At 72.3% G+C, this 24,653-nt stretch carries 26 protein-coding genes; 11 read left to right on the top strand and 15 right to left on the bottom strand.

The window, feature by feature from the left end:
• Positions 1-458: 458 nt before the first annotated feature.
• Both KLP28_12810 and KLP28_12805 read right to left on the bottom strand, forming a co-directional pair.
• Entirely contained in the window at positions 459-1,943 is a 1,485-nt protein-coding gene (locus KLP28_12810) for an NAD(P)/FAD-dependent oxidoreductase (GenBank protein QWC84442.1), read from the bottom strand.
• On the bottom strand, positions 1,940-2,671 hold the full coding sequence (locus tag KLP28_12805; GenBank protein ID QWC84441.1) for a TVP38/TMEM64 family protein: 732 nt from the start codon (positions 2,669-2,671) through the stop codon (positions 1,940-1,942). The genes KLP28_12810 and KLP28_12805 overlap by 4 nt, the downstream gene beginning before the upstream one ends.
• Before the next feature lie 171 nt (positions 2,672-2,842).
• On the opposite strand from KLP28_12805, the gene KLP28_12800 reads away from it, so the two are divergent.
• Positions 2,843-3,409: a type 1 glutamine amidotransferase gene (locus tag KLP28_12800; protein QWC84440.1), complete on the top strand. Its 567-nt coding sequence runs from the start codon at positions 2,843-2,845 to the stop codon at positions 3,407-3,409.
• Positions 3,410-3,450: 41 nt separating this feature from the next.
• Here the strand turns inward: KLP28_12800 and KLP28_12795 are convergent, their stop codons facing one another.
• The gene (locus KLP28_12795; GenBank protein ID QWC84439.1) at positions 3,451-4,662 is read right to left on the bottom strand and encodes a RimK family alpha-L-glutamate ligase; all 1,212 of its coding nucleotides are present in this window, start codon (positions 4,660-4,662) and stop codon (positions 3,451-3,453) included.
• A gap of 50 nt (positions 4,663-4,712) precedes the next feature.
• Here KLP28_12795 and KLP28_12790 point away from each other — a divergent pair, with 50 nt between their 5' ends.
• The 5 genes from KLP28_12790 (at position 4,713) to KLP28_12770 (ending at position 9,738) form a co-directional block, all read left to right on the top strand.
• Complete coding sequence (locus KLP28_12790; GenBank protein QWC86976.1) at positions 4,713-5,243, top strand: RimK/LysX family protein; 531 nt, start codon at positions 4,713-4,715, stop codon at positions 5,241-5,243.
• Positions 5,244-5,276: 33 nt separating this feature from the next.
• Positions 5,277-6,314 carry a succinylglutamate desuccinylase/aspartoacylase family protein gene (locus tag KLP28_12785; GenBank protein QWC84438.1) on the top strand — a complete coding sequence of 346 codons (1,038 nt, stop codon included), beginning with the start codon at positions 5,277-5,279 and terminating at the stop codon, positions 6,312-6,314.
• Positions 6,315-6,441: 127 nt separating this feature from the next.
• Positions 6,442-7,509: a hypothetical protein gene (locus KLP28_12780; protein ID QWC84437.1), complete on the top strand. Its 1,068-nt coding sequence runs from the start codon at positions 6,442-6,444 to the stop codon at positions 7,507-7,509.
• A 129-nt stretch (positions 7,510-7,638) separates the two neighbouring features.
• Complete coding sequence (locus KLP28_12775; protein ID QWC84436.1) at positions 7,639-8,322, top strand: response regulator transcription factor; 684 nt, start codon at positions 7,639-7,641, stop codon at positions 8,320-8,322.
• 66 nt (positions 8,323-8,388) lie between these two features.
• Positions 8,389-9,738 carry a threonine/serine exporter family protein gene (locus KLP28_12770; protein ID QWC84435.1) on the top strand — a complete coding sequence of 450 codons (1,350 nt, stop codon included), beginning with the start codon at positions 8,389-8,391 and terminating at the stop codon, positions 9,736-9,738.
• A gap of 96 nt (positions 9,739-9,834) precedes the next feature.
• On the opposite strand, the gene smpB is transcribed toward KLP28_12770, so the two are convergent.
• The 7 genes from smpB to KLP28_12735 form a co-directional block, all read right to left on the bottom strand.
• Positions 9,835-10,335: an SsrA-binding protein SmpB gene (gene smpB, locus KLP28_12765; protein ID QWC84434.1), complete on the bottom strand. Its 501-nt coding sequence runs from the start codon at positions 10,333-10,335 to the stop codon at positions 9,835-9,837.
• Positions 10,336-10,339: 4 nt separating this feature from the next.
• On the bottom strand, positions 10,340-10,672 hold the full coding sequence (locus tag KLP28_12760; GenBank protein ID QWC84433.1) for a thiamine-binding protein: 333 nt from the start codon (positions 10,670-10,672) through the stop codon (positions 10,340-10,342).
• Between the two features lie 10 nt (positions 10,673-10,682).
• Positions 10,683-13,814, bottom strand: a complete 3,132-nt coding sequence (locus KLP28_12755) for a UPF0182 family protein (GenBank protein ID QWC84432.1) — start codon at positions 13,812-13,814, stop codon at positions 10,683-10,685.
• Positions 13,815-13,904: 90 nt separating this feature from the next.
• A complete protein-coding gene (locus KLP28_12750; protein ID QWC84431.1) occupies positions 13,905-14,462 on the bottom strand; it encodes a hypothetical protein in 558 nt (185 codons plus the stop codon).
• Complete coding sequence (locus KLP28_12745; GenBank protein ID QWC84430.1) at positions 14,453-15,505, bottom strand: PDZ domain-containing protein; 1,053 nt, start codon at positions 15,503-15,505, stop codon at positions 14,453-14,455. The genes KLP28_12750 and KLP28_12745 overlap by 10 nt, the downstream gene beginning before the upstream one ends.
• Before the next feature lie 74 nt (positions 15,506-15,579).
• Complete coding sequence (locus KLP28_12740; protein QWC86975.1) at positions 15,580-15,789, bottom strand: hypothetical protein; 210 nt, start codon at positions 15,787-15,789, stop codon at positions 15,580-15,582.
• Between the two features lie 117 nt (positions 15,790-15,906).
• On the bottom strand, positions 15,907-16,320 hold the full coding sequence (locus KLP28_12735; protein ID QWC84429.1) for a molybdenum cofactor biosynthesis protein MoaE: 414 nt from the start codon (positions 16,318-16,320) through the stop codon (positions 15,907-15,909).
• A gap of 59 nt (positions 16,321-16,379) precedes the next feature.
• Here KLP28_12735 and KLP28_12730 point away from each other — a divergent pair, with 59 nt between their 5' ends.
• Positions 16,380-17,801 carry a zinc-dependent metalloprotease gene (locus tag KLP28_12730; GenBank protein ID QWC84428.1) on the top strand — a complete coding sequence of 474 codons (1,422 nt, stop codon included), beginning with the start codon at positions 16,380-16,382 and terminating at the stop codon, positions 17,799-17,801.
• Complete coding sequence (locus KLP28_12725; protein ID QWC86974.1) at positions 17,798-18,358, top strand: NUDIX domain-containing protein; 561 nt, start codon at positions 17,798-17,800, stop codon at positions 18,356-18,358. The genes KLP28_12730 and KLP28_12725 overlap by 4 nt, the downstream gene beginning before the upstream one ends.
• On the opposite strand, the gene KLP28_12720 is transcribed toward KLP28_12725, so the two are convergent.
• The 3 genes from KLP28_12720 to KLP28_12710 form a co-directional block, all read right to left on the bottom strand.
• Positions 18,348-18,920 (bottom strand): M48 family metallopeptidase, encoded by a 573-nt coding sequence (locus tag KLP28_12720; protein ID QWC84427.1) that lies wholly within the window; start codon positions 18,918-18,920, stop codon positions 18,348-18,350. The genes KLP28_12725 and KLP28_12720 overlap by 11 nt on opposite strands.
• Before the next feature lie 60 nt (positions 18,921-18,980).
• A complete protein-coding gene (locus tag KLP28_12715) occupies positions 18,981-20,039 on the bottom strand; it encodes a PHP domain-containing protein (GenBank protein QWC84426.1) in 1,059 nt (352 codons plus the stop codon).
• Between the two features lie 154 nt (positions 20,040-20,193).
• On the bottom strand, positions 20,194-20,997 hold the full coding sequence (locus KLP28_12710) for an enoyl-CoA hydratase/isomerase family protein (GenBank protein QWC84425.1): 804 nt from the start codon (positions 20,995-20,997) through the stop codon (positions 20,194-20,196).
• Between the two features lie 156 nt (positions 20,998-21,153).
• Here KLP28_12710 and KLP28_12705 point away from each other — a divergent pair, with 156 nt between their 5' ends.
• From KLP28_12705 to KLP28_12695, 3 genes are all read left to right on the top strand, one after another.
• Positions 21,154-21,312: a hypothetical protein gene (locus KLP28_12705; GenBank protein QWC84424.1), complete on the top strand. Its 159-nt coding sequence runs from the start codon at positions 21,154-21,156 to the stop codon at positions 21,310-21,312.
• A 76-nt stretch (positions 21,313-21,388) separates the two neighbouring features.
• Entirely contained in the window at positions 21,389-22,390 is a 1,002-nt protein-coding gene (locus KLP28_12700) for a hypothetical protein (GenBank protein QWC84423.1), read from the top strand.
• 7 nt (positions 22,391-22,397) lie between these two features.
• Entirely contained in the window at positions 22,398-23,711 is a 1,314-nt protein-coding gene (locus tag KLP28_12695) for an AarF/ABC1/UbiB kinase family protein (protein ID QWC84422.1), read from the top strand.
• Positions 23,712-23,768: 57 nt separating this feature from the next.
• On the opposite strand, the gene KLP28_12690 is transcribed toward KLP28_12695, so the two are convergent.
• Positions 23,769-24,020, bottom strand: a complete 252-nt coding sequence (locus tag KLP28_12690; GenBank protein QWC84421.1) for a hypothetical protein — start codon at positions 24,018-24,020, stop codon at positions 23,769-23,771.
• 67 nt (positions 24,021-24,087) lie between these two features.
• A complete protein-coding gene (locus tag KLP28_12685; protein ID QWC84420.1) occupies positions 24,088-24,363 on the bottom strand; it encodes a WhiB family transcriptional regulator in 276 nt (91 codons plus the stop codon).
• Between the last annotated feature and the right edge of the window lie 290 nt (positions 24,364-24,653).

The following is a 24,653-nucleotide window of genomic DNA, read 5'->3' as shown; positions in this document are numbered from 1 at the left end:
TGTTCTTTGTCGCAGGCGTTGTCTACGTCGTCCTGCGGTCACGTCCCGACTAGGACTCGCATGAAAGGCCACGATGAGTGAGCGGACCCATCGCCAACGTCCGCACTTTTTCCGGTTGTTCTGGCCGTTTTTCTGGTCTGCCATGGTTCCACCGATGGGCCTCGTCGTCTCACTCTTTGCGCTGCTGAGATCGCGGACCACACGTGAAAAGCGCTTCGCGATCGCGGCACTCGTCCTTTCGACCGCAGGGACGGTTGTCGTCGCGCTACGCATCGCGGCGCTCTCTTGAAGGTGCCCGGTTGCACAGACATGTCGACCCCTGATGCTGACGCAGGCTGGGTGCGAGGCAGGTCGCCGCATTCTGCACCAAGCTGGCTTGACGACCCCTTACCGTGCTTTCGGCCTCGCAACGCGATGCTACCGCTGTGCACGGAGCGATGCGGCTCGCGCTCGACGGGTCAGGTGAGCTGGTGGTGCTCGGGCTTGAAGTCCTTGGTCATGCGCCGGAAGTTGAAGGTGAACCCGGGGAACATCGCGACGACGTGGCCGTCTGCAGACTTGTACCAGCTGTTGCAGCCCCCGTGGTACCAGACCGTGCGGCGCATCTCGGAGTGGATGTGGCTCGTGTAGTCGTCCTCGGCCTGCAGGGTCGGTTCGATCGCCGTCGCCCCCTCGGCGAGCACCCGCTCGACCGACTGCCGGATGTACTCCATCTGCGACTCGATCAGGAAGATCGCCGAGGTGTGCCCGATGCCGGTGTTCGGACCGGTGACGATGTACATGTTGGGGAAGCCCGGCACCGTCGTGCCGAGGTAGGCCCGAGGGAACTCGTCCCAGTAGTCGCCGAGCTTGAGGCCGTCGCGTCCGATCACCGGGTAGGCGATGAGGCCGTCGGTGGCGTCGTAGCCGGTGGCGTACACGATGGCGTCGACCTCGACGTGACGGCCGTCCGTGGTGTGGATGCCGGTCTCGTCGAAGCGGTCGATCCCCTCGCCGTGCTCACCGGAGTAGAGCGTGCAGTTCTCGGCGTCCAGGGCGGGATAGAGGGCGTTGGAGAGGATGATGCGCTTGCAGCCGATGCGGTAGTCCGGCGTCAGCTTCTCGCGCAGGCGCGCGTCGGAGACGTGGTCGTCGATGTTCGCCTTGGCCTTCCGCTGGGCCACCAGGCGCAGCATCGTGTCGCTGTACTTGAAGCCGATGATGCGCGTCTCCAACCCCCAGTAGATCGCCGTCCGCACCGCCCGGTGCACCGCGTCGACCCCCAGCAGACGACGCTCGAACGGCGAGAACTCGTGGTCGGGGCGTGGCATCACCCAGTGCGGCGTGCGCTGGAAGACGTGCAGCTCGGCGACGTCCGGCTGGATCGCGGGCACGATCTGGGCAGCGCTCGCGCCGGACCCGATGACGGCGACGCGCTTGCCGCGGTGGTCGAAGTCGTGGTCCCAGTCGTTGCTGTGGAACTGCACGCCCTCGTAGGTGGCGCGCCCGGAGAACGGCGGCACCACCGGCGTCGACAGCGGGCCGGAGGCGTTGACGACGAAGCGAGCCCGCCAGGTGCCGGCGGCCTCGGTGTACACCTCCCAGAGCTGGTCGTCCTCGAGCCACGTCAGCCGCGTCACCTCGGCGTTCAACCTCGTCTTCTCGCGCAGCCCGTGCTTGTCGATGACGTGGTTCGTGTACTCCTCGAGCTCCTCCTGGGTGGAGAACATGCGCTCCCAGGCGTACGGCTCGCTGGAGATGGAGTAGAGCGGGCTCTGCACGTCGACGGCCGCACCCGGGTAGGAGTTCTGCACCCACGTACCCCCCATGAAGTCGCGACGCTCGAGCATCACGAAGTCCTCGACGCCGGCCTTGCGCAGCGTCATCGCCGCCGTCTGGCCACCGAACCCCGTGCCGACGATGAGGGCGGTGTACGCGCGGTCGTTCGCGGGGCTGCTGGTCATCGATCGTCTCCTGGTGCGTGTGCCGACGCGTCTGCGTCCGGGTCCGTCGCCCGGTCGGGGTCGATGCCCTCACGACGGAGCATCCGGCGACCCACATACCCACCGACGAGCGTGAGCAGCACCAGACCGGCGATCGCGGCGAAAAGCCCCAGCGGGTCGGCGCCGTACGCGCCGACCGCGGCGTACGCGACCGCCCCGGGCACGATGCCGACGGCGGTGCCCAGCACGTAGTCGCGGCGCGTGAGGCTGGTCAGACCGCTCGCGTAGTTGACCAGGAGGAACGGGAAGACCGGCGTCAGCCGGATCGCGACCACCGCGAGGAACCCGTGCTGGGAGAGCACCCGCTCCACCGGCTCCAGTCGCCCCCGGGTCAGGCGGTCGACGGCGTCGCGGCCGAGCAGACGCCCGATCTCGTACGCCGCGACGGCGCCGAGCAGCGCCCCGAGCAGCGCGTACGCGGTGCCCTCGACGAGACCGAAGAGCGCCCCGCCGGCGATGGTCAGCAGGCTGGCCGGCGTCGGGAACAGCGTCAGCACCCCGTACGCCACGACGTACGCCACCGGTGCCAGGGCCCCGTAGCCGCGCACCTGCTCCCGCACCTCGCCGACCGACGGCAGGACGCCGCTTAGCCCCGCGACCGCGACGACGGCGACCAGCGCGAGCAGGCCGACGACCTTCCCGACGTCGGACCGCGTCCACCGCCTCCGCCCGCCGCCGCCACCTGTCACGACGCCGAGTGTGCCAGCGGGCCGGGCCACCCGCAGGTGTCGTCGCGACCGCGACGCGCTCCGACGCGTTGACGACAGGGCCGGCGACAGCGCCGTCGACGACGTTCGCGGACCCACGAGGCGGGGAGGTGCCACGACGAACCCGGAACCTCCAGACCCTGAGGAGACACCATGGCCCAGCGCCTCGAGTCCACGACCATCGCGATCCTCGTCGCCGACTCCGGCGTCGAGCAGCCCGAGTTGACCGCGCCCCGCGAAGCACTCGACGCCGAGGGGGCCCGCACCGTCCTCATCGCGCCCGGCGGGGGCACGGTGCAGGCGTTCACCTCCGACGTGAACCAGGCCGACACCTTCACCGCCGAGCAGTCCGTCACCGACGTGCGCGCCGAGGACTTCGACGGCCTGGTCCTGCCCGGCGGCACGACCAACGCCGACAGCCTGCGGATGGACGCCGACGCCCTGACGTTCGTGCAGGGCTTCATCGACGCGGGCAAGCCGGTCGCGGCCATCTGCCACGCCCCCTGGACGCTGGTGGAGACCGACACGCTGCACGGCAAGACGATGACGAGCTTCCCGAGCCTGCAGACCGATCTGCGCAACGCCGGCGCCACATGGGTCGACGAGGAGGTCTTCACCTGCCCGGCGAACGGGTGGAAGCTCGTCACCTCGCGCGACCCCGGCGACCTGGACGCGTTCTGCGCCGCCGCCGTCGAGGCGTTCGCCGAGTCGAAGGCCTGAGCGGACCCGCCGCCCGGGGCGACTGGTCGGGAGGCCCCCGATCAGTCGCCCGAGGGCTCCGGGGCCGCGTCGTGGATGGGCTCGGCGGGCAGCTTCTTGACCTTCGCCCGCCGCTTGCGCCGGCTCGGGATCATGCCGCGCATCTCCTCCAGACGGCCGAAGCTGAGCAGCCGGTCCCCCGCCTCCAGCACCTTGTCGACGCTGGGGTTCGGGATCACCTGGGTGCCCCGGTGCAGCGTCAGCACGGTGATGTCCTTGTCGCGCAGACCGGACTCGCCGAGCGTCTTGCCGACCATGTCGCTGGGGGCCTGCACCGCGATCTCGGCGACGCCGTAGCCGGTGGAGACCGTCAGGCGCTGGCGTACGTCGATCTCGGGGAAGGCCACCTGGTTGTCGACGTAGTCGACGATCGCGCCGGCGACGTCCAGCCCGGTCGCCGCCTCGATCCCCTCCAGGCCCGGTGAGGAGTTCACCTCCATCACCAGCGGACCGTCGTCACCCTCGAGCATGTCGACCCCGGCGACCCGCAGCCCCATGATCTGCGCAGAGCGTACGGCTGCGCGCTCGAAGGCGGGGTCGAGGTTCACGCGCTCGACCGACCCGCCGCGGTGCACGTTGGAGCGGAACTCGTCGCCCTGCGCCACGCGACGCATCGCGGCCACCACACGGTCGCCGACGACCAGGGCGCGGATGTCGCGGCCCTTGGACTCGGTGATGAACTGCTGGATCAGCACGTTCTGCTTCGTGGACTGCAGCGTCTCGACGATGGCCTCGGCCACCTTCAGGTCGGGCGCGAGGATGACACCGATGCCCTGGGTGCCCTCCAGCAGCTTGATGACCACGGGAGCGCCACCGACCCGCTTGATCGCAGGGATGACGTCGGCGCGGTCACGCGCGAAGGTCGTCGCCGGCATCGCGATCTCGTGGCGCGAGAGGATCTGGCTGGCCCGCAGCTTGTCGCGGGAGTTGGAGATGCCCCACGAGGTGTTCGGCGTGTAGACGTCCATCTGCTCGAACTGCCGCACCACCGCGGTGCCGAAGTAGGTGATGGAGTTGCCGATCCTCGGGATGATCGCGTCGTAGGTGCTCAGCCGCTTGCCGCGGAACTGGAGGTCGGGCTCGCTGCCCGACAGGTCGATGCCGAATCGGAGGGTGTCGAGCACCTTGACCTGGTGGCCCCGGTCGAGGGCTGCGGTCCGCAGGCGCTGCGTACTGTAGGAGCCGTAGGCGCGGGAGAGCAGGGCGAGCTTCATTCGTTCCTCGTAAGGTCGTCGAGAGCAGAGGATGGTCCGTGACTGACAGCGTGCCAGGTCGCAGCGACGTTCACACCGGCGAGACCGACGACGAGGGCGACGACCCGGTCGAGGCCGCACAGGACCCGCAGGTCGCGGGCTGGCGCGAGTGGGTCACGCTCCCCGACCTCGACGTCGCCTGGGTCAAGGCGAAGCTCGACACGGGCGCGCGTACGTCCTCCCTGCACGCCTGGGACATCGAGGAGTTCGAGCGCGACGGCCGGGTGTGGCTCCGCTACACCGTGCTGCCGTGGCAGGACTCCAGCGAGGACCAGGTGCGGCTCGAGAGCCCGTTGCACGACCAGCGCGCCGTCCGCTCCTCCTCCGGCCACGCCGAGGAGCGCCACGTGGTGACGATGCTGGTGCGGCTGCTCGACCGCACGGTCACCGCCGAGGTCACCCTCACCAACCGTGACGACATGGGTTTCCGCATGCTGGTCGGACGAGAGGCTCTGCGGCAGGGGTTCCTCGTGGACTCCTCCCGCTCCTACGTCGGCCCGCGACCTCCGCTCGCGCTGCGCCGCCGCAACCGCGGCCGCTGACCCGGCCCCTTCCCCGAGATCCCGGAGACGTCGATGGCCCGCGAGTCCTTCCAGATCGGTGACGTGCGCGTCCGTGCGGGCCGTGACCAGTCCGTGCAGCTGCCGATCACCCGTCTGGTGACCGGCGCCGAGGTCGACCTGCCCGTGCGCGTGCTGCACGGTCGCCACGACGGTCCGACCGTGTGGATCAACGCCGCCATCCACGGCGACGAGGCCGTCGGCGTGGAGGTGGTCCGCCAGGTGCTGGCCGGCCTGGACCCCAAGACGCTGCGCGGCACCCTGCTGGCCGTCCCGATCGTCAACGTGCTCGGCTTCATGACCGGCTCGCGCTACCTGCCGGACCGCCGCGACCTCAACCGGTCCTTCCCCGGCTCACCCCGCGGGTCGCTCGCCTCGCGCATCGCCCACCTGATGATGACCGAGGTGGTCGCCAAGGCCGAGGTCGGCATCGACCTCCACACCGGGTCGGACCGGCGTACGAACCTGCCCCAGATCCGCACCGACCTCGACGACGCCCGCTCCCGCGAGCTTGCGATGACCTTCGGCACCCCGGTGGTGATGCACGCCAAGCTGCGTGACGGCTCGTTGCGCGGCGCCGCCGGCGCCGAGGGCAAGGTCGCGCTGCTGTACGAGGCGGGCGAGGCGTGGCGCATGGACGGCTGGGCGATCGACGCCGGCGTCCGCGGCGTCCTGCGCGTGATGGCCTCGCTGGACATGATCGACGCGCCGACCGACGACGAGGCGTCGGTGACGCGGCAGTCCCGGCGGTCCGGCTGGGTGCGGGCCCGCGGCACCGGCATGCTCCACCTCGACGTCGCCCTGGGGGCCGAGGTGTCCAAGGGCGAGCGGCTGGGCGGTCTCTTCGACAGCTTCGGCAAGCGCGTACGTCTGGTGCACGCCGACCGCGACGGCATCGTCGTCGGTCGCACGGAGGCGCCGCTGGTCAACTCGGGGGACGCCGTCGTGCACATCGCCGAGGTCGAACCCCTGCCCGCCGCGGCCGAGGAGACCGCTCTCCCGACGGTGCCGGCGGTGGAGTCCGTGGGATGGGTCGAGCCCGCCGACGCCTGACCAGACGCCTGACGAGACGCCTGACCTCGACACCGAGACCTGGGGGGTTGACCGTCGGCAAAGACTGTGCATGCGCACCGCGGGACGCGGGTAGAACGCTTACGTCGTCGTCTCCGGAGGTTCCCGCATGTCCTCAGCGCCGCTCCCCCGGGCCGTCCGCCTCGCCCGTCCCGCCCGCGCGGGCACACCGCGGTTGCTGCTTCCCACGCGGGGCTCGCGCCGCGTGGCCCGCCGGCTGACCGAGCTGGCCCGGGCCCTCGGCACGACCACCGAGCAGCTCGACCTCTCGACGGCCGCCGCAGCCGCTGACCTCGACGGCATCGAGCACGTCCACCTGGTCGGCAGCGACCGCACCCTCGGCCGCACCCCGGCCGACGCCGCGGACCTGGTCGAGGGTCTCGCGGCGCACCACCGGGTCACCCTCACGCTCGAAGACCTGCCCCGCGAGCGCGGCGGTCCCGACTTCGTCGCGAGAGCCCGCGCCCACCGTCGCATGGTGCAGGCGTCGCACGGCGTCGTCGTGGACTCGGCGTACGAGCAGGGATGGCTGTGCCGCCTGGTCGGCTCGCCGGCCACCGGCACCGTCGTGATCCCCCCGGCGGCGGCGCCCGTCGAGCGCCCCGCCTCGCCCCTCACCCGTCGACGGGGGCCGCTCGTGCTCGGCGTCGTCGGTGAGGTGTCCGCCGACAGCGGGCACCGCGACGTGCTCGAGGCCGCGGCCCTGCTCCACCGCACCGGACGAGCGCCCCGCGGCGTACGCGTCACGTGCCTGGACACGTCGCTGTCGGCCTCCGGAGCACCCGGCCAGCGCCTGCTGGAGGACGCCGTGCGCCTCGGTGTCACCGTCGACGACACCGGCGCTCTCGACGTCGACGCACTGACCCGCGCGTGCGGCACCGTCGACGTCCCGGTCGTCCCCGACGGCTCCCCCTCTCGTGGCGACGCCGTGCTCGACTGGTCCCGGGCCGGGCGACGGCCCCTGGTCGCCCGCCACCGGTACAGCCAGGAGCTCGCTTCGATCCACCCCGGCAGGGCGACCCTCGTGTCCACCACCGAGTCGTGGGACGGCGCGATCTCCCGAGCGCTGGATTCCCCCCGCTCGACGTCGGTCGAGGCCCCGGGCGCCGTCGGTCTCGGCGTCGCCGACGCCGCCGCGGCGTACGCGTCGTTCTGGGCGCAGCTCGACCGCCGCTGACCCGGCCCCCGGCGCGACTCGTGGCCTGAGGCCGAGTGCGCCGAGGCGATTGCGTATCGCTCCGTCCGCAGGTTGAATGAGTGGCGCAAGCGTTGTCTCGCTTGTGCGCCGCTCACCGTGGGGAGAGAGATGACCGCGAGACCGCCCGTACGCGTCGCGCTCGTCAACGACTACGAGGTCGTCGTCGAAGGCGTCGCGAGCATGATGCGCCACCACCGGGACCGAGTCGAGGTCGTGGAGCTCGACGCCTCCCCGGGAGGCACGGCGGGCACCCTGGAGGAACGGCGCATCGACGTCGCGCTCTTCGACACCTTCGCGCACGGACGCGTCGACGGTCACATCGTCGACGACCTCCTCGAGCGTGACAACGTCGACGCCGTCGTCGTCTACTCCTGGTCCCAGGACGACGTCCTCGTCTCCAGCTGCCTCGAACGCGGAGCGAGGGGATTCCTGTCCAAGGCCCTGCCCGCGAGCGCGATCGTGTCGGCCCTGGAGTGCATCCGCGCCGGGGAGACCGTGGTCCGACCCGAGCCCGCGCGACCCACCTCGACGGTCGCCGGTGACTGGCCCGGCCGCGAGGAGGGACTGACCCCTCGCGAGGCCGAGGTGCTGGCCCTCATCACCCGGGGTCTGAGCAACGAGCAGATCGCGCTGACCACCCAGCTCTCACCGAACTCGGTCAAGAGCTACATCCGGGGCGCCTACCGCAAGATCAGCGTCACCTCCCGGACGCGGGCGGTGCTGTGGGCCCTGGACCACGGCTTCTCCGGCGAGCGGGCGGACGCCTCACGCCCCCGTGCGACACGCCACTGACAGGACCCGCCACGCCACGCGGGGACCAGGCTGTGCGCCGCAGTCCCGAGTTGTCACCATGGACCCGTGACACCCACCGACGAACCCCTCGGGGTGCCGTCGCCTCGTGAGGTCCATCGGGCCCTGGACCTGGCCCTCCGGGTCGGGGACATCCTGCTGTCCTCCGGCGCCGGCGCCGCCGACGTGCACGCCACCATCCGCGCCCTCCTCGACCACGCCGGACTGCGCCGCGCCGACGTCGACGTCACCTTCACCTCGCTGCGGCTGGCCTACCAGGCCGACCCCGAGGACATCCCGGTCTCGCTCTCGCGCGTGGTGCAGGCCCGCGAGCTGGACTACGACGAGCTGACCAAGACGCACCTGCTCGTAGGGGAGTTCCTGCGCGGCGACCTCACGGTCACCGACGCCCGCGCGCAGGTCGCCCGTCTGGCCTCGCACAAGCCCTGGGTGCCGCGCTGGGCCGGGGTGCTCGCCTCGGCCGTCTTCGGCGGTGGGGTGGCCCTGCTGCTCGGCGGAGGCCTGGACGTCACCGTGGTCGCAGCCGTTGCCGCGGTGGCCGTCACCGTGCTGCAGACCGAGATGACGCTGCGCGCCTGGCCCGTGTTCTACGTGCAGGCCGCCTGCGGTGCGCTCGCGACGACGATCGCGCTCGGCGTCACCGCCCTGCCCTTCGAGGTGCTCCAGGGCCTGCGTCCCTCGCTGGTGCTGACGGCCAGCATCGTGCTGCTCCTGGCGGGCATCGGCTTCCTCGGTGCGATCCAGGACTCCCTGTCGGGCTTCTACCTCACCGCGGCCGCCCGCGTCCTCGAGGCGGTGCTGGCCACCGCCGGCCTGATCGCCGGCGTCGGCGCCGGTCTCGAGCTCGCGCCGGTCTTCGGCATCGAGTTCGCGAACGTCACGCCGGGGCGCACCATCGCGCCCGCCAGCCTCGCGCTGGCGTTGGTCGGCGGTGTCGTCGCCGCGGCGGCCTTCGCCTTCATCTGCTCCGCGCCGGTACGCGCTCTGCCGGCCGTCGCGCTCACCGCGGTCCTCGGTCAGGGAGTCGCCGCAGTCATCGACGCCCCGGGGAGCACGCTGCCCTGGGCCGCGGCCCTCGCGGCCGTGGCGATCGGTGCGGTGAGCCACTCCGTCGCCGGACGCGTACGGGTGCCTCCGCTCGTCGTCGTGGTGCCCGCCCTGGTGCCGCTGCTGCCGGGACTGCAGATCTTCCGCGGCATGAACTTCATCTCCGAGGGCGACGTCGAGGGCATCCTGCAGCTGTCGAACGCGCTCGCCACCGCGATCGCCCTCGCGGCCGGCGCGATCCTCGGTGAGTACCTGGCAGCGCCGCTCAAGCGCAACGCCCGTCGCATCGAGCGACGCGTCGAGCAACGGCTGTCCGGCCCCCGGCACGTCGGCGTGCTCGACCACCGCTGACCCCGCGAGAGGTCACTTCCCGCGAGGGGTCACTTCCCGCGAGGGGTCACTTCCCGCGAGGGGTCACTTCCCGCGAGGGGTCACTTCCCGCGAGGCTCAGCCGCGCTTGAGCCGCCGGCTCATCTCGGCCTCGACCTCGTGCCGCGCATCGCGTTCGGCCAGGGCACGTCGCTTGTCCCAGGTCTTGCGCCCCCGGGCGAGGGCGACCTCGATCTTCGCGCGTCCCTCGGTGAAGTAGAGCCGCAGCGGCACGACCGTCAGACCCGCCTCGCGCACCGCACGCTCGACGGCGTCGATCTCGCGGCGGTGCAGCAGCAGCTTGCGCTTGCGCCGGGTGGCGTGGTTGTTCCAGGTGCCCTGGGCGTACTCGGGGATGTGCACCTGGTGGAGCCAGGCCTCACCGCCGTCGATGTCGACGAAGCCGTCGACGAGCGAGGCGCGGCCGGCCCGCAAGGCCTTGACCTCCGTGCCGGTCAGCACCATGCCGGCCTCGTACGTCTCCAGGATCTCGTAGTCGTGCCGGGCGCGCCGGTTGGCGGCCACGAGGAACGCCCGCGGGTCCTTGGGTCCCTTCTGTCGCCGCTTCGCGCGCGACACGACCTCAGACCTCGGGCGCGGCGGTCGCGGCGTCGGACCCGAGGTGCTCCTCGACCCGCGCGACCTTGGCGTCGATCTGTCCGGTGAAGCCCGGGCGTACGTCCGCCTTCAGCACCAGGGACACGCGCGGCGCGACGTCGGCGACGACGTCGACGCACTGCTTGACCACGGTCATGACCTCGTCCCACTCCCCCTCGATCTCGGTGAACATCGAGCTGGTGCGGTGCGGCAGACCCGAGTCGCGCACCACGCGTACGGCCGCCGCGACGGCGGCGCTGACGCTCCCGGAGGAGTCAGCACCGCCGCCCGACGGAGCCACGCTGAAGGCGACGAGCACGCCAGTCCCGTCAGCCGTTGCCGTCGTTGCCGGCCGCGGCGTCCGCGTCACCTGCACCGGCGTCGCCGCCGCCTGCCGACCCGGCGTCACCGTTGCCCGCACCGGCGGCCCCGTCTGCGCCGTCGGGCGCCACGGCCTCGTTCTGCGCCGAGGTCAGCGCCTGCGAGACCAGGTCACGAGCCTGGTTGTTCAGGTTCTGGTAGCGGGCCAGGTTCTGGTTGGCGAGCGCCGCGTCGGCCTGGGCGAACAGGTCACTCGCCTGAGCCAGCAGGGCCAGAGCCTCCTGGGAGATCGCGAGCGGATCCCCGCCCCCCGGCTGCTGCGGGTCCTGCGGGTCGCCGTCGCCCGGCTCCAGCGGCAGGTTGTCGACGCCGAGGTTGCCCTCCTCGTCGAGAGCATTGCCCTCGAGGCCGAGCACGTCGTTGAGCGCCTCGGTCAGCGTCGCGCCGTAACCCGCCTGGTCACCGAAGGAGACCAGCACGAACCGCAGCACCGGGTAGTTGCCCTCGCCGGCCTGCCGCAGGGTGTAGAGCGGCTGCACATAGAGCAGACCCTCCCCCACCGGCAACGTCAGCAGGTTGCCGTAGATGGCCTCGGAGGTGCCGTTGCGCGTGAAGGGCAGCAGCGCCTGCTGGATCTCCTCGTCGGAAGCGAACGCGTTCGCGATCTGCGAGGGACCCTGCACCTGGGTGTTCGACGGCAGCCGCAGGATCCGCAGCTGGCCGTAGTCGCCGGGTTGCGCCGCGTCGGCGTCGACCGAGATGAACGACGCGAGGTTCTCGCGGTTGGCGGGCGTGTAGACCGAGGTCAGCGAGAACACCGGGTCCGGCGTCTGGTCGTCCTGGCGCGGCGTCGCGACCGAGAGGCGGTACGGCGGCTGCAGGTTGCCCGTGGACTGCGGGTCCTCGGGGATGTCCCACCGGTCGGAACCGTTGTAGAAGGTCAGCGGGTCCTCGACGTGGTAGCTGGCCAGGATGTTGCGCTGCACCTTGAACAGGTCCTCGGGGTAGCGCATGTGCTCGAGGATCGGCTCCGGGATCAGGTCGCGGCGCTCCACGGCGTTCGGGAAGACCGACTGCCACACGTCCAGGATCGGGTCCTGCTGGTCCCACTCGTAGAGCGTGACCGCACCGCTGTAGGCGTCGACCGTGGCCTTGACCGAGTTGCGCATGTAGTTGACCTGGTCGGTCGGCAGGGTCGCGAACTGCGCGCGGGGGTCCTGGCTGTCCGAGGTCATCTCCGAGAGCGAACGCAGCTCGGAGAGCGGGTAGCGGTTCGACGTCGTGTAGCCGTCGAGCACCCAGGTGATGCGGCCGTCGACCGCGACCGGGTACGGGTCGTTGTCGAAGGTCAGCCAGGGAGCCACCTTCTCGGCCCGCTCCAGCGGCGTGCGGTTGTAGAGGATGCGGGAGTTCTCGTTCACACGGCCCGACAGGATGATGTTGGGCTCGGAGAACTTCAGGGCGTACAAGGCCTTGCGCCACAGCGACCCGACGCCGACGCCGGCGTCGCCGGCGTAGGTGTTGTTGGCCGGCACCTCCCCGGCTCCGGAGCCCTCGGGCACGTTGATCTCGACGTCCTGACCGCCCGGCTCCTTGCCGACGATCGAGTAGAGCGGCGAGAACTCACCGAAGTAGACCTGCGACTGGTAGCCGTCGGCTCCGTTCAGCTCGCTCAGCTCACCGCGCGGCGGGATGTTGATCTCGGCCCAGGCGGGCTCGTCGCCCTGGATGACCGGCTCGTCGTCGGCGTTGCGCTGGTTGCCGTACGCCGCGATCATGCCGTAGCCGTGCGTGTAGACGGTCGCGAGGTTCGTCCAGGACTGCTGGTCCTCGGGCAGCCCCGCCTGGTTCAGCTCGCGCACCGCGACGACCATGTCGCGGTCCTGGCCGTTGACCTCGTAGCGGTCGACGTCGAGCACGTCGGGCACGGTGTAGTAGCCGCGCACCTGCTGCTTCTGCTGGAAGGTGCGGTTCACCTGCGAGGGGTCCTGCAGCCGGATGCCGGGCAGCGACTGCGCGCTGTCGGAGAGCTGCTGCGGCGACAGCGACGTCTCCGCGTTGTAGCGCACGACTTGCGTCCCTTCGACGTCGTACGCCGCTCTCGTGGACTCGATGTTGCGGGCGATGTACGGACGCTCGCGGTCGGGCTCGTTCGGACGCACCTGGAAGCTCTGCACCGCGGCGGGCCAGATGAAGCCGAGCAGCACCGCGGACAGCGCCAGCAGCGCGATGGACACCGCCGGCAGGGTCCACGTACGCCGGAAGACGTTCGCCAGCAGCAGGATGCCGCAGATCAGCGCGATGACCATGAGGATGTTCTTGCTGGGCAGCACCGCGTTCTCGTCGGTGTAGCGCATGCCGGTGAACGCGGCGTCCTGCAGGGTGCCCTGGGCGTTCAGCAGGTCGAAGCGGTCGAGGTAGTAGTCGACGGCCTTGAAGATCAGCAGCAGGCCCAGCAGCACCGAGGTCTGCGCGTGCGCCGCACCGGAGAACCGGTCGGCCTTCGACTGGAGCCGGATGCCGCCGTAGAGGTAGTGCACGGCCGCTGCCGAGATCAGCGCGAGCACCAGCGCGGTCATCGTGAAGTCGACGAGGTAGTGGTACCAGCTGAGGTCGAAGACGTAGAAGCCGGCGTCGCGACCGAAGAACGGCTCGGTGACCCCGAACTCGCCGCCGTTGCTGGCCAGGAGGTAGTCACGCCACTGGCCGGCCCCCGAGGCACCGGCGAAGACGGCCATGATGCCCGCGACACCCAGCAGCAGCCACTTGCCGATCGGCTCCACGGCGTCGCGGTAGCGGTCGAGGTTCGCCTGCTCCATCGACGCAGGGCGGAACACCGGGCGGAAGCGGTAGGCCAGGTAGATGTTCGCACCCACGACCACGCCCATGAACAGGCCGAAGACCACGAAGAGCCCGATGCGGGTCAGCAGCAGCGTGGAGTAGACCTCGGAGAAGTCCACGGAGGCGAACCACAGCCGGTCGGTGTAGATCGAGGTGAACGTGGACAGCAGGGTGAAGGCCAGGAGCAGCACCCCGATCGTCCAGATCAGGGCGCGCGAGCGCGGGGGCGCTCCGCCGGAGGACGGGGCGGTGCGGGTGCTGCCCCCGGAAGGGGGTGCATCGTCGAAGTAGCCGCTCACGTGGGTCGGTGTCTCCTCGGGTCAAGGCTCGGGGATGTCAAGGCTAGGTCAGGGGCGGTTCGTACGCCCGGAGCAGTCGTCCGGGGGCGTTCAGGCGGGGGCGTCTGCGAAGGTCTCGCCGAGCAGCCGCACCAGGCCGGGCACGACGTCGGCGCCCTCGATCACCTGCGCGGCCTCATCGTGGGCACGCAGGCGCAGCGCGCACCAGCTCTGCACGTCGTCGTCGGGCGCCGGCCGCAGCACGCCGACCACCAGACGCACCTCCTGCGCGTCGGGGTCGGCGGCGGCCGTCTCGGCGTCGAGCTGCTCGCCCGCGTCCGGGCGGGCCATCACCAGACGCTCGACCACGGCCACGGCGCCGACCACCGTCGGGGGCCAGTCGAGCTGCACGAGCAGCTGCTCGAAGTCGCCGGCGGGATCGAGCTCCTGCTCCACCGACGTCAGCCCCCCGGCCTCGGGGTCGAGCCCCATCTGCTCGGCGAGAGCCGGGGCGGCGGCGAGCAGCTCGGCGGTGTCGGCCAAGGCGTAGAGCCGCGGCGGGGAGTCCCACCCCTCGCCGGCGACGTGCGCCTCGATCTCGCGGACGGCGGAGCGCAGCGCGACGGCCGTGCCGCTCTCCTCGGTCGGGGGGTTCTCGCTCACGGGCACCTCGGCAGGTCGGCGTCGGGGTCCTCGGCCCAGGTCTGCAGCGCAGCCAGGGCCTGGTCGAAGTCGTCGGCGCGGACCAGCCGCATGCCGTCGGGGGTCGGGGCCGCCGTGGCCGCCGCACAGTTGTCGGCCGGGACGAAGAACAGCGAGGCGTCGGCCGCGTCGGCGCCCAGGATCTTCTGGGCGATGCCGCCGATCGGTCCCACGGAGCCGTCGTCGGCGATCGTGCCGGTGCCCGAGACGACCTTCCCGTCGGTCAGCGACCCGGGGGTGAGCGTGTCGTACACCGCGAGGGCGAACATCAGCCCGGCGCTCGGCCCGCCGACGTTGTCCGCGACCGCGACGTCAACCTCGTAGGGGAACTGGTAGCCGGGGCCGACCACGACACCCAGCTGGGCACGGCCGGGCTCGTCCGGCGGGGCCTGTACGGTCACCGGGAGGGTCAGCAGCTCACCGTCGCGGCGCACGCGGACCTGCACCTCGTCCCCGGGCTCGAGCCGCTGCACGGCGCGCACGACGTCGGCGGCGGCGCCGATCTCGACGTCGCCGACGGCCACGAGCTCGTCGCCGACCTTCAGGGCACCGTCCGCGCCGCTGCCCGCGGCCACGTCGAGCACCTCGGTCGCCTCGGGCACGGTGTCGCCGGCCGCCCGCATCGCGTTGGCGATCGCCGCGTCCTGGGAGGTGACCATCTGGATGCTGGACTGCCGCTCGGCCTCCTCGGCCGTCTCGTCCTCGCCGTAGACGACCTCGCGCGGGAACACCGCGTCGGTCGAGGACGCCCAGGCGGCGAGCAGGTCGAAGACGTTGAGGCGCTGCTCGGGGGAGGTGACCGAGACGGTGGTGAACCTGAGCTCGCCGTCGTCGCGGTAGGCGCGGTGGCCCGCCACGGTCACGATCTCCTCACCGGCGCTCGCGCCGAGCACGTCGAAGGTGGGACCGGGTCGGTAGACCACGAACGGCACGGGCGCCGCGACGGCTGCGACGACGAGGACGCTGAACAGCCCGAGGGCAGCCAGGCTCGATCGGATGCGCGCGTCCACGTGATGCACCTTCTCAGACGGAGGTGCGGCACCCCAGGGCGCGGGACCACCGCCACACCCTTCTCAGCCAGATCTCAGTCCTGGGGACCCTCGACAGGGCCACGGCCGATCCGTGAGGGGCGTACGGCGATGCCCGTGCTGCGGTCGTGGACCCGCGCCGGTCGCGGCTTGGTCGCACCGGGATGGGGCCGCTCCATGGCGGCGGCGAACCGCTGCTTCGCCGCGTCCGAACGGTCGACCTGCTCGTCACGCCGCGGACGCCCGGCCCACCCGGCCCACGCCATCGCGAGGGCCGCGACGGCACCGGCGGGCACCAGCCAGTACAAGATCTCCACGCGACCAGCGTACGAGCGTCGCGCCGCGCCCCCGGGGCGCCGCGCCGGTGACCGCCGGCAGCTGGGTCAGGGCGTGCCCACCCACTCCTCGGAGCCGTCGGCGAAGCGTTGGTGCTTCCAGATCGGCACCCGGTCCTTGAGCTCGTCGATGAGCATGCGGGCGGCGTCGAACGCCTCGCCCCGGTGGTCGGCGGCGCAGCCGACGACGACAGCGGCGTCGCCGATGTCCAGCGTCCCGGTGCGGTGCACGGCGGCGAGGCCCCGCAGCGGGTACCTGGCCTCCACCTCGGCCGCGACCTCCTCGAGGCGGGCCAGGGCGGTGGGGTGGGCCGAGTACTCCAGGCCCAGCACCGACTTGTCGCCGTCGTGGTCGCGGACGACGCCGACGAAGAGCACCACGCCGCCGGCGCTGTCGTCCTCGAGCGCGCGGTTCACCTCGGTCACGTCGAGAGGTGTCTCCCGGATCTCCACCAGCCGCATGGGAGGTCACGCTAGCGCCCCACGGGCCGCGGATGGCCCCGGCGAGTAGCGTCGGGACCATGAGTCACGGCCGCTTCAGCAACGAGGACCCCGACGACGAGCGCCCCGAGGAGGGCGGCTCCCCGGGGCAGGGCGCCTCGGGTGGCAACCCCTTCGCGGGCACACCCCTGGAGTCGTTGCTCGGCCCCCTGCTCGGCGGGGCCGGGTTCGGTGGTGCCGGCGGGCCCGGTGGTGCCGGTGGTGGCGGGTTCGGTGGGCCCGGCGGTCCCGACCTCTCGGCGCTCCTGGGTCAGGTGCAGTCGTTCATGCAGCCCTTCGAGGGACCCGTGAACTGGTCGCTGGCCAAGGACACCGCCCGCAAGAGCGTCGCCGCGGCCGGGTCGGACCCGGCGCCGACAGCGGCGGACCAGGCGAGCGTCGCCGACGCGGTGCGTCTGGCCGACCACTGGCTCGACGAGGTCACGGAGTTCCCCTCGGGCGTGCAGACCACCGCCGCGTGGTCGCGCGCGCAATGGGTCGAGCAGACCTCCGAGGCCTGGCACGCGCTCGTGCTGCCCGTCGCCGCGAACGTGGTCTCGGGCATGGGTGAGGCGATGCCGGAGGAGATCCGGCAGATGGCCGGCCCGTTCCTGCAGATGATGGGTCAGGCCGGCGGCGCGCTGTTCGGTCAGCAGGCCGGTCAGGCGATCGGCGGGCTCGCGGCCGAGGTGCTGACCGCGACGGACATCGGGCTGCCCCTGGGGCCGACCGGGCGAGCGGCGCTCGTGACGAGCAACGTGGCCGCGTTCGGTGAGGACCTCGACGTCAGCGCCGAGGACCTGCGCCTCTACCTGGCCGTCCGCGAGTGCGCCCACCACCGTCTCTTCGCCGGGGTGCCCTGGCTGCGGGAACGTCTGCTCACCGCCGTGGCGGACGTCGCGGGCGGCACGCACCTGGACCCCTCCGCGATCGAGCAGCAGCTCTCGGGACTGGACCCCTCGAACCCCGCCGAGATCATGGAGGCGCTCCAGGGCGGTCTCTTCGAGCCCACCCGCTCCCCCGAGCAGGAGGCCGCGCTCACCCGGCTGGAGACACTGCTCGCCCTGGTCGAGGGCTGGGTCGACGAGGTCACCGCGCAGGCGACGGGGACGCGCATGCCCGCTGCCGCGAAGCTGCAGGAGATCGTGCGCCGCCGCCGGGCGGCCGGGGGTCCCGCCGAGGACACCTTCGCTGCCCTGGTCGGGCTGCAGATGCGGCCGCGACGGTTGCGTGACGCCTCGGCCCTGTGGGGGTCGCTGCGCACCCGTCAGGGCATCGAGGCGCGTGACACCGTCTGGGCGCACCCGGACCTGCTGCCGACCGCGGCGGACCTCGACGACCCGCTGGGGTTCCGGGAGGACGTCACGGCACCCGAGTCGCTCAGCGACGAGGAGTTCGACGCCGAGCTCGGGCGACTGCTCGACGGTGACGACACCTCCGGTGGCGCGGGGGACGAGGACTGAGCGCCCACGCAGCGGCCGTGGCCACGCTGGCGCACCTCGACGCGTACGACGCGGGTCAGCAGGAGCTGCGGACGGCCTATCTCGACCACCTCGCACGGCACCCCGACGGGCTGCTGCGCGGCTGCCGTCCCGATCACCTCACCGCGAGTGTCGTCGTGCTCTCCGACGACGCCGAGCAGGTGCTGCTGACCCTGCACGCCAAGGCGGGCAGGTGGTTCCAGCTGGGTGGTCACATCGAGGAGCGCGACGCATCCCTGGTCGCGGCGGCGGAGCGCGAGCTGGCCGAGGAGTCAGGACTCGCGGGCCTGGCCGTGGACCCCCACCCCGTGCAGCTGGACGCGCACGCCGTCGACTTCTGCGGGGACTCCCCGGCACGTCACCTGGACGTACGCTTCCTCGCGGTGGCGCCGGTGGGTGAGAACCCTCCTGTCGCGAGCGAGGAGTCGCTGCGGGTGGCGTGGTGGCCGGTCGCGTCGCTGCCGAGCGAGGAGCCCTCGCTCCTGGCGCTCGTCGACGCCGGGCGCCGGCGTATGGGTTGTCCACCGCTCACGCGGTGACGGCTTCTCCCCCGGTCTCCTGGGCGTCCCCGGGCTCATCGGACTGCTGTGACGACGCGGCGCCGGACTGCTGGGCCGCGCACCACCCGTCGAGGAAACCCTTGGCGCGTTCGGCCTGGGGGTAGGCGTCGACCCAGGCCCAGAAGTCCGCGTTGTGGTTGGCCTCGAGCAGGTGGGCCAGCTCGTGCACCAGCACGTAGTCCAGCACCCACGGCGGCATCTGCTGCAGACGTCGCGACAGGCGGATCGAGGCGTCCGAGGGGGTGCAGGACCCCCAGCGTGTCGTCATGTTGTCGACCCAGCGCACGCTGTGCGGACGGGCCAGCCCGCCCAGGTAGGTGTCGCTGAGGCGCCTCGCCCGGGCGGTGAGCGCCGCGTCGCTGGGCCGCCGTCGCCGCTCGGCCCGGTCGAGCTTCGCGACCATCTTGTCGACCCACTCGCGCTCCTCGGCACGACTGAAGCGGGCGGGCACCATCACGACGACGCGACCGTCCTCCTTGTAGGCCTGGACGGTGCGCGTACGGCGACGCGAGCGGCGCACCTCGACCTCCATGTGATCCATCTTACCTGGTGAGAACCGGCGGTCTCGTGTGGCGGACGTCGTGGCGGGCCGCTGTGGGTGCTAAGTGCCGGCGGAAGCCCAGGTGAGCAGGCGCTCGCGGTCCCACGTGTTGACGATGCGCTCGGCCGGGACATCGGCAGCCACGGCGCGGGCGCAGCCGTGGTCCAGGAAGTCCAGCTGCCCCGGCGCGTGGGCGTCGGAGTCGATGCTGAAGAGGCACCCGGCTTCCAGGGCGAGCTCGATCAGCGCCTCCGGGGGGTCAGCACGCTCGGGACGTGCGTTGATCTCCACCGCGGTCTCGTGCGCCGCACACGCCTCGAAGACCGCCCGGGCGTCGAACTCCGAGGGCGGACGGGTGCCGCGTGACCCCTCGACCAGTCGACCTGTGCAGTGGCCGAGCACGTTCGTCATCGGGTCCGAGACGGCCGCGACCAGCCGCCGGGTCATGGCGGCTGCGTCCATCCGCAGCTTGGAGTGCACCGAGGCCACGCGCACGTCCAGGCGACCCAGCATCTCGCGGGTCTGGTCGAGCGACCCGTCGTCGAGGATGTCCACCTCGATGCCGTGCAGCAGCCTGAACCGCTCCCCCGCGTCGGCCAGGTGGTCGTTGAGCGCGGCGACCACGTCCGCCTGCCGCGCCAGCCGCTCGGCCGAGAGCCCGTTCGCCACCCGCAGGCGGGGCGAGTGGTCGGTGAGCACCTGGTACTCGTGCCCGAGCTGCATCGCGGTGAAGGCCATCTCCTCGATGGGCGATCCGCCGTCCGACCAGTCCGAGTGGGTGTGCAGGTCGCCGCGCAGGGCCGCGCGGATGGTCTCGCCCCCCGGCACCAGGGGCCCCGCGTGCTCCTGTTCCAGCGTCACCAGGCGGGGGGCACGTTCACCGCGCACGGCGTACGCCACCACCTCCGCGGTCGAACGCCCGATGCCCGGGAGGTCGGTCAGGCTGCCCGCCTCCACGCGGGCGGCGATCTCGTCGGCGTCGAGCGGCAGGAGCGTCGCCGCAGCCGTCCGGAACGCCTTCACCTTCACGGTCTCGGCGCGCCCGCGCTCGAGGAGGAAGGCCACCCGTCGCAGGGCGGCGACGGGCCCGGGAGCGTGGTCGTCGGCCGGTGAGGTCATGGCTGCGATCCTGCCCTGACCCCAGCGATTGACCCGCCCCTGCCTGCGGACTACCGTGGCCGCACGGACCCCCGGACGGGTCGCAGCGCTCGCAAGGGGAAGGCGGGCGCCGTGCACCGGACGGGGGTTCGGTGCGTCCCGAGCCGGATGCGCCTCAGCGTCCGGTGAAGCGAGGCGTACGCCGCTCCCGCACTGCCGCGAGACCCTTCTGCAGGTCGTCGGTGGTCATGGTGACCGGCTGCGCGAGCGCCTCCCACCGGATCGCCTCCTCGACGCTGCGGTGGCCGCCCTCGCGCAACGCGACGGTGGTGAGCCTGCTCGCCAGAGGGGCGGTGGCGGCGATGCCGGCCGCGACGTCGAGCACCGCGTCGAGGAACCCCTCGTCGGGCAGCTCCGCGGCCACCAGACCGATCGCCGCCGCCTCGGCGGCCTCGACCAGCCGCCCGGTCAGCAGCAGGTCGCGTGCCCGCATCGGGCCGACGGCGTCGACCAGCAGGTGGGTGGCGGCCATGCCGGGGTGCAGCCCGAGCTTGACGAAGGGGGCGCCCAGCTTCGCCGAGGAGGCCGCGTACCCGAGGTCGCAGGCCAGGGCGAGGCACAGCCCGGCCCCGATCACCGGCCCGTTGACCGCCGCCAGCACCGGCACCTCGATGCGCCGCACCGAGAGCCAGTCCCGGTAGAACGCCTGCATCCGCAGCCTCAGGTCGGCAGCGGTGGCGTCGGGCTCGGAGGCGAGCCACGAGACGTCACCGCCCGCGCAGAACGCCGACCCCTCCCCCGTGACCACCACAGCGCGCACGTCCGGGTCGGCGGCGAGGGCGGCGGTGGCCCGGGTCCAGGACGTCGTCATGGCCCCCGACATCGCGTTGCGCTGGGAGGGGTTGTCGAGCGTCAGCAGCACCACGCCGTCCCGGGGCTCGGTCCAGGTCAGGTGCTCGAGATCGGCTGGTGCGGGCATGGCGAGAACCTAGTGCCACCCCCGTCCTGCGGTGGCACGGCGCTGTCGCGGTGGCGCGTCAGGGGTCGGTTCCGGCGAGCGGGTGGGGTACGTTCCCGGCTGAGACCGGGCCGCGCGAGTGCCGGCCCGCCCCCACCACAGACGAAGGAGGCCGTCATGGCCGAGACCTGGAGCGGCGAGTTCTACTGCGTGAAGTGCAAGGAGAAGCGCACGGCGGACGGCGAGGTCAAGGTGAACGAGAAGGGCACCCGCATGGCCAAGGCCGTGTGCCCGGTGTGCAGCACGAACCTCAACCGCATCCTCGGCAAGGCCTGATCGCCGGCGCGGGTCACGCCCGTGCCCTGTGGATGACGGGGCCCGTCCGGGGTCGCGCGCTGGCAGGCTGCGCTGCGTGCGAACGCCACCTCGTCTGCTCCCCGGTCTCGGCGCCCTCCAACGGGCGCACGAGACCTTCCAGGTCGGTCTGCGGCGGCCGACGCCGCTGCCCGCCGGGCCCGCGACGCGTCGCAGCGTCGACGCGCGATCTGGACAGGTGTCCGCCGGCTCCGACGCCGGTGTTCTTGACGCGCTGCGGCGAGCGGGCCTGCTGATCGGTCCCCGGGCAGGTTCCGTCCTTCGGGTCTGCGTGGGCGAGACCTCCGACCGTGCGGCCGCCCGCGACGCCGCCGCCTCCGTCACCAGGCACGGGGACGCGGCGGCGGAGGCCCGGGCGGCGCGGCGCGCGCCGGTGCAGGTGGTGCTCCACGGGTCGGCCGCCCCCGACATGGCGGACGAGGTCGACCGGCTCCTGCGTCAGTGCGGGGCCGGAGGTCTGCGGCCGCTCGACGGCGGGGCCCCGTCGGCGACGGATGGCGCATCGTCCGGCACCGTCGTGCTCGTGGTGAGCGACGGCGAGCCGCCCCGCACCCTGGTCGACGACCTCGTCCGGGCAGGCACCGTGCACCTGTTCCTCCGCGTGGTCGAGTCCACGGTGCTGCTGGGCCCCTGGGTCGTCCCCGGGGTCACCGGGTGCCTGCGTTGTGACGACCTGACGCGGGCGCAGCTGGACCCCGCCTGGCCGTTGCTGGTCGCGCAGTCGGCCGACCGCACGGCGATCGACCGCGCGGACGGAGTCCCGAGCCCGGTGGAGCACCTGGCCCTGCTCGCCGCCGCGGCCGGTGCCGCCCGCGACCTCGTACGCCACGCCGAGGGTCTCGTCCCGGACTCGTGGTCGTGCGAGGAGCGGTGGGGGTTGCCGTCGAGGTTCGACGACGACGCACCGGGCCTGGCATCCGACTCGGCCGAGCGCGGCGTCCGCGCGGTCCCGAGGCATCCGGCCTGCGGCTGCTGCTGCTGGGACGTGGCCGAGCGGTCGGGATCGGCACCGCGTGACGCATGGCCCCTGGGGGCATGATCGAGATGTGAGTGATCTGCCCCGCAAGACCTTCCGCCGGTCGGCCCGCCTGGCCGCGCTGCCGATCGGGTTCGCCGCGCGCACCGCCGTCGGCGGCGCCAGGAAGCTCGGTGGCGCGCCGGCCGAGCAGGTGCTCACCGATGTGCAGCAGCGCACCGCCGAGCAGGTGTTCCGCACCCTGGGCGAGCTGAAGGGTGGCGCCATGAAGGTGGGGCAGGCGCTCTCGGTGCTCGAGGGCGCCCTGCCCGAGGAGGTGATGGCGCCGTACCGCGACACCCTCACCGCACTGCAGGACTCCGCGCCACCGATGAGCCCCACCACGGTGCGTCAGGTGCTCGCCCGCGAGCTCGGGCCCAGCTGGCGCAAGCAGCTCGTGGAGCTCGAGCCGGAGCCGGCCGCGTCGGCGTCCATCGGCCAGGTGCACCGCGGTCGTTGGTCCGACGGCCGGGCGGTGGCGGTCAAGGTGCAGTACCCGGGCGCCCGTGAGGCGCTGGAGTCCGACCTGCGACAGATCGCCCGCCTGTCCAAACCGTTCGCGGTGCTGATGCCCGGCATCGACGTCAAGCCTCTGGTCGAGGAGCTCCAGGAGCGCATGGCCGAGGAGACCGACTACCAGCTCGAGGCCGAGGCCCAGGCGACGTTCGCGGCCGACTACCGCGACCACCCCACCTACGTGGTGCCCGACGTCGTGGCCCACTCCGAACGCGTGCTGGTCTCGGAGTGGTTGGACTCCACCGGGTCGCTGGCACGACTTGCCGAGGAGGGCTCGCAGGCCGAGCGCGACCGCTACGGCGAGGCGTACGTGCGCTTCCTCTTCTCCGGGCCCAAGCGCGTCCAGATGCTGCACGCCGACCCGCACCCGGGCAACTTCCGCACCCGCGAGGACGGGCGGCTCGGGGTCGTCGACTTCGGCGCCGTCGCGCGGCTCGAGGAGGGCCTGCCCCGGGCGATGGGCTCGTTGATCCGCATCGCCGGCTACGACGACTACGACCAGGTGCTCGACCACCTGCGCGACGAGGGCTTCGTCAAGCCGGGTATCCGCATCGACCCCGCTCTGCTGCGGGAGTACCTCTCCCCCTTCGTCGAGCCGGCCGTCTCCGAGGAGTTCACCTTCACCCGGGAGTGGCTGCGCACCCAGTTCGTGCGCATCAACGACCCGAAGGAGCCGACCTACTCGATGATGTTCAAGCTGAACCTGCCGCCGTCGTACCTGCTGATCCACCGCACCTGGCTCGGCGGGATCGGGGTGCTCAGCCAGCTGGAGGCACGGGTCCCGTTCCGGTCGATCCTCAGCGAGTCGATGCCCGGCTTCGACGAGTAGGCCCCACCGGCCCGGTCTCCGGGTCCCGGCGGTCGATCCGGCGTCGCACGCCGTGCGCTACGCCGTCACGAGGACGGCGAGCGCACGGCGTACGCGCGCGGCGACGACGAGCGGCCGCGCGGTCACGGCACGGCGCGGCGGCGCGATCGGCGCCGCCTTCGCCGCCGGGCCGGCGGGTCCACCGGGTCCACCGGGTCGACCGGGTCGATCCGTCGGTGCATCCGCGCACCGCGGACCGCGGCGTGCAGCGGCCAGGGCGGTGCGGCGCTCGTCGTGGAGCACCGACCAGGTCTGCTCGGGGTGGTACATGGTTCCTCCTTCCGTGGGTCGGGATGCGCCGTCTGGTCCGACGCGTGGACGCGGTGGCCGGGGTGTCTCAGGCCGCGTGCTTGCGCGGCCGCCCCCGGGGCCGCTTGCGGGCGACGACCTCGCCGGCGACGAGCAGCTGGCCGCCCCAGACGCCGGCTGCCTCGCTGCGGTCGAGTGCGCCCTCGAGGCACGCCTGCTGCAGCGGGCAGTGCAGGCACATCGCCTTGGCGCGCTCGATGTCGTCGGGGGCCTCGGCGAAGAACAGGTCGGCGCGTCCGACACACGGCAGGTCGAGCGCGGCGCTCGGGACGTCGAGGTCGATCAGGGGTGCGGGGGTGCTCATGGTGCTCCTGAGCTGGCGGTTCTCACGATGGACGGGTCGGGAGGTCCGCGGGAGCACTCGCTCGGGTCAGCCGATGGGCTGGGTCACGAGCAGGAAGCCGCGGGTCCCGGCGGGTCCGCGGCTCGTAAGGAGCGGCTCAGCTGAGCCGGGGGGTCACGAGCAGACGGACCGGGCGGACGGCGCGCACGTCAGTGCGCGGTCTCGCCAGAAGGAGACGAGGACGCCCGCAAAGCCGTGGGGCCGGAAATTCTTGATGCTCTCCATCGCGGTGCTGTCCTCCTCTCGGGTCC

It is taken from the genome of Nocardioidaceae bacterium (genome assembly GCA_018672315.1).
Taxonomy (GTDB): Bacteria; Actinomycetota; Actinomycetes; order Propionibacteriales; family Nocardioidaceae; genus TYQ2.
This window is presented reverse-complemented; position numbering and strand designations above follow the sequence as displayed.

Bases quoted from the DNA above. Each gene is read 5' to 3' on its own strand.
- KLP28_12810 (QWC84442.1), bottom strand. From the start codon at position 1,943: ATGACCAGCAGCCCCGCGAACGACCGCGCGTACACCGCCCTCATCGTC.
- KLP28_12800 (QWC84440.1), top strand. From the start codon at position 2,843: ATGGCCCAGCGCCTCGAGTCCACGACCATCGCGATCCTCGTCGCCGAC.
- KLP28_12795 (QWC84439.1), bottom strand. From the start codon at position 4,662: ATGAAGCTCGCCCTGCTCTCCCGCGCCTACGGCTCCTACAGTACGCAG.
- KLP28_12785 (QWC84438.1), top strand. From the start codon at position 5,277: ATGGCCCGCGAGTCCTTCCAGATCGGTGACGTGCGCGTCCGTGCGGGC.
- KLP28_12780 (QWC84437.1), top strand. From the start codon at position 6,442: ATGTCCTCAGCGCCGCTCCCCCGGGCCGTCCGCCTCGCCCGTCCCGCC.
- KLP28_12775 (QWC84436.1), top strand. From the start codon at position 7,639: ATGACCGCGAGACCGCCCGTACGCGTCGCGCTCGTCAACGACTACGAG.
- KLP28_12740 (QWC86975.1), bottom strand. From the start codon at position 15,789: ATGGCGTGGGCCGGGTGGGCCGGGCGTCCGCGGCGTGACGAGCAGGTC.
- KLP28_12735 (QWC84429.1), bottom strand. From the start codon at position 16,320: ATGCGGCTGGTGGAGATCCGGGAGACACCTCTCGACGTGACCGAGGTG.
- KLP28_12730 (QWC84428.1), top strand. From the start codon at position 16,380: ATGAGTCACGGCCGCTTCAGCAACGAGGACCCCGACGACGAGCGCCCC.
- KLP28_12720 (QWC84427.1), bottom strand. From the start codon at position 18,920: ATGGATCACATGGAGGTCGAGGTGCGCCGCTCGCGTCGCCGTACGCGC.
- KLP28_12715 (QWC84426.1), bottom strand. From the start codon at position 20,039: ATGACCTCACCGGCCGACGACCACGCTCCCGGGCCCGTCGCCGCCCTG.
- KLP28_12710 (QWC84425.1), bottom strand. From the start codon at position 20,997: ATGCCCGCACCAGCCGATCTCGAGCACCTGACCTGGACCGAGCCCCGG.
- KLP28_12705 (QWC84424.1), top strand. From the start codon at position 21,154: ATGGCCGAGACCTGGAGCGGCGAGTTCTACTGCGTGAAGTGCAAGGAG.
- KLP28_12690 (QWC84421.1), bottom strand. From the start codon at position 24,020: ATGTACCACCCCGAGCAGACCTGGTCGGTGCTCCACGACGAGCGCCGC.
- KLP28_12685 (QWC84420.1), bottom strand. From the start codon at position 24,363: ATGAGCACCCCCGCACCCCTGATCGACCTCGACGTCCCGAGCGCCGCG.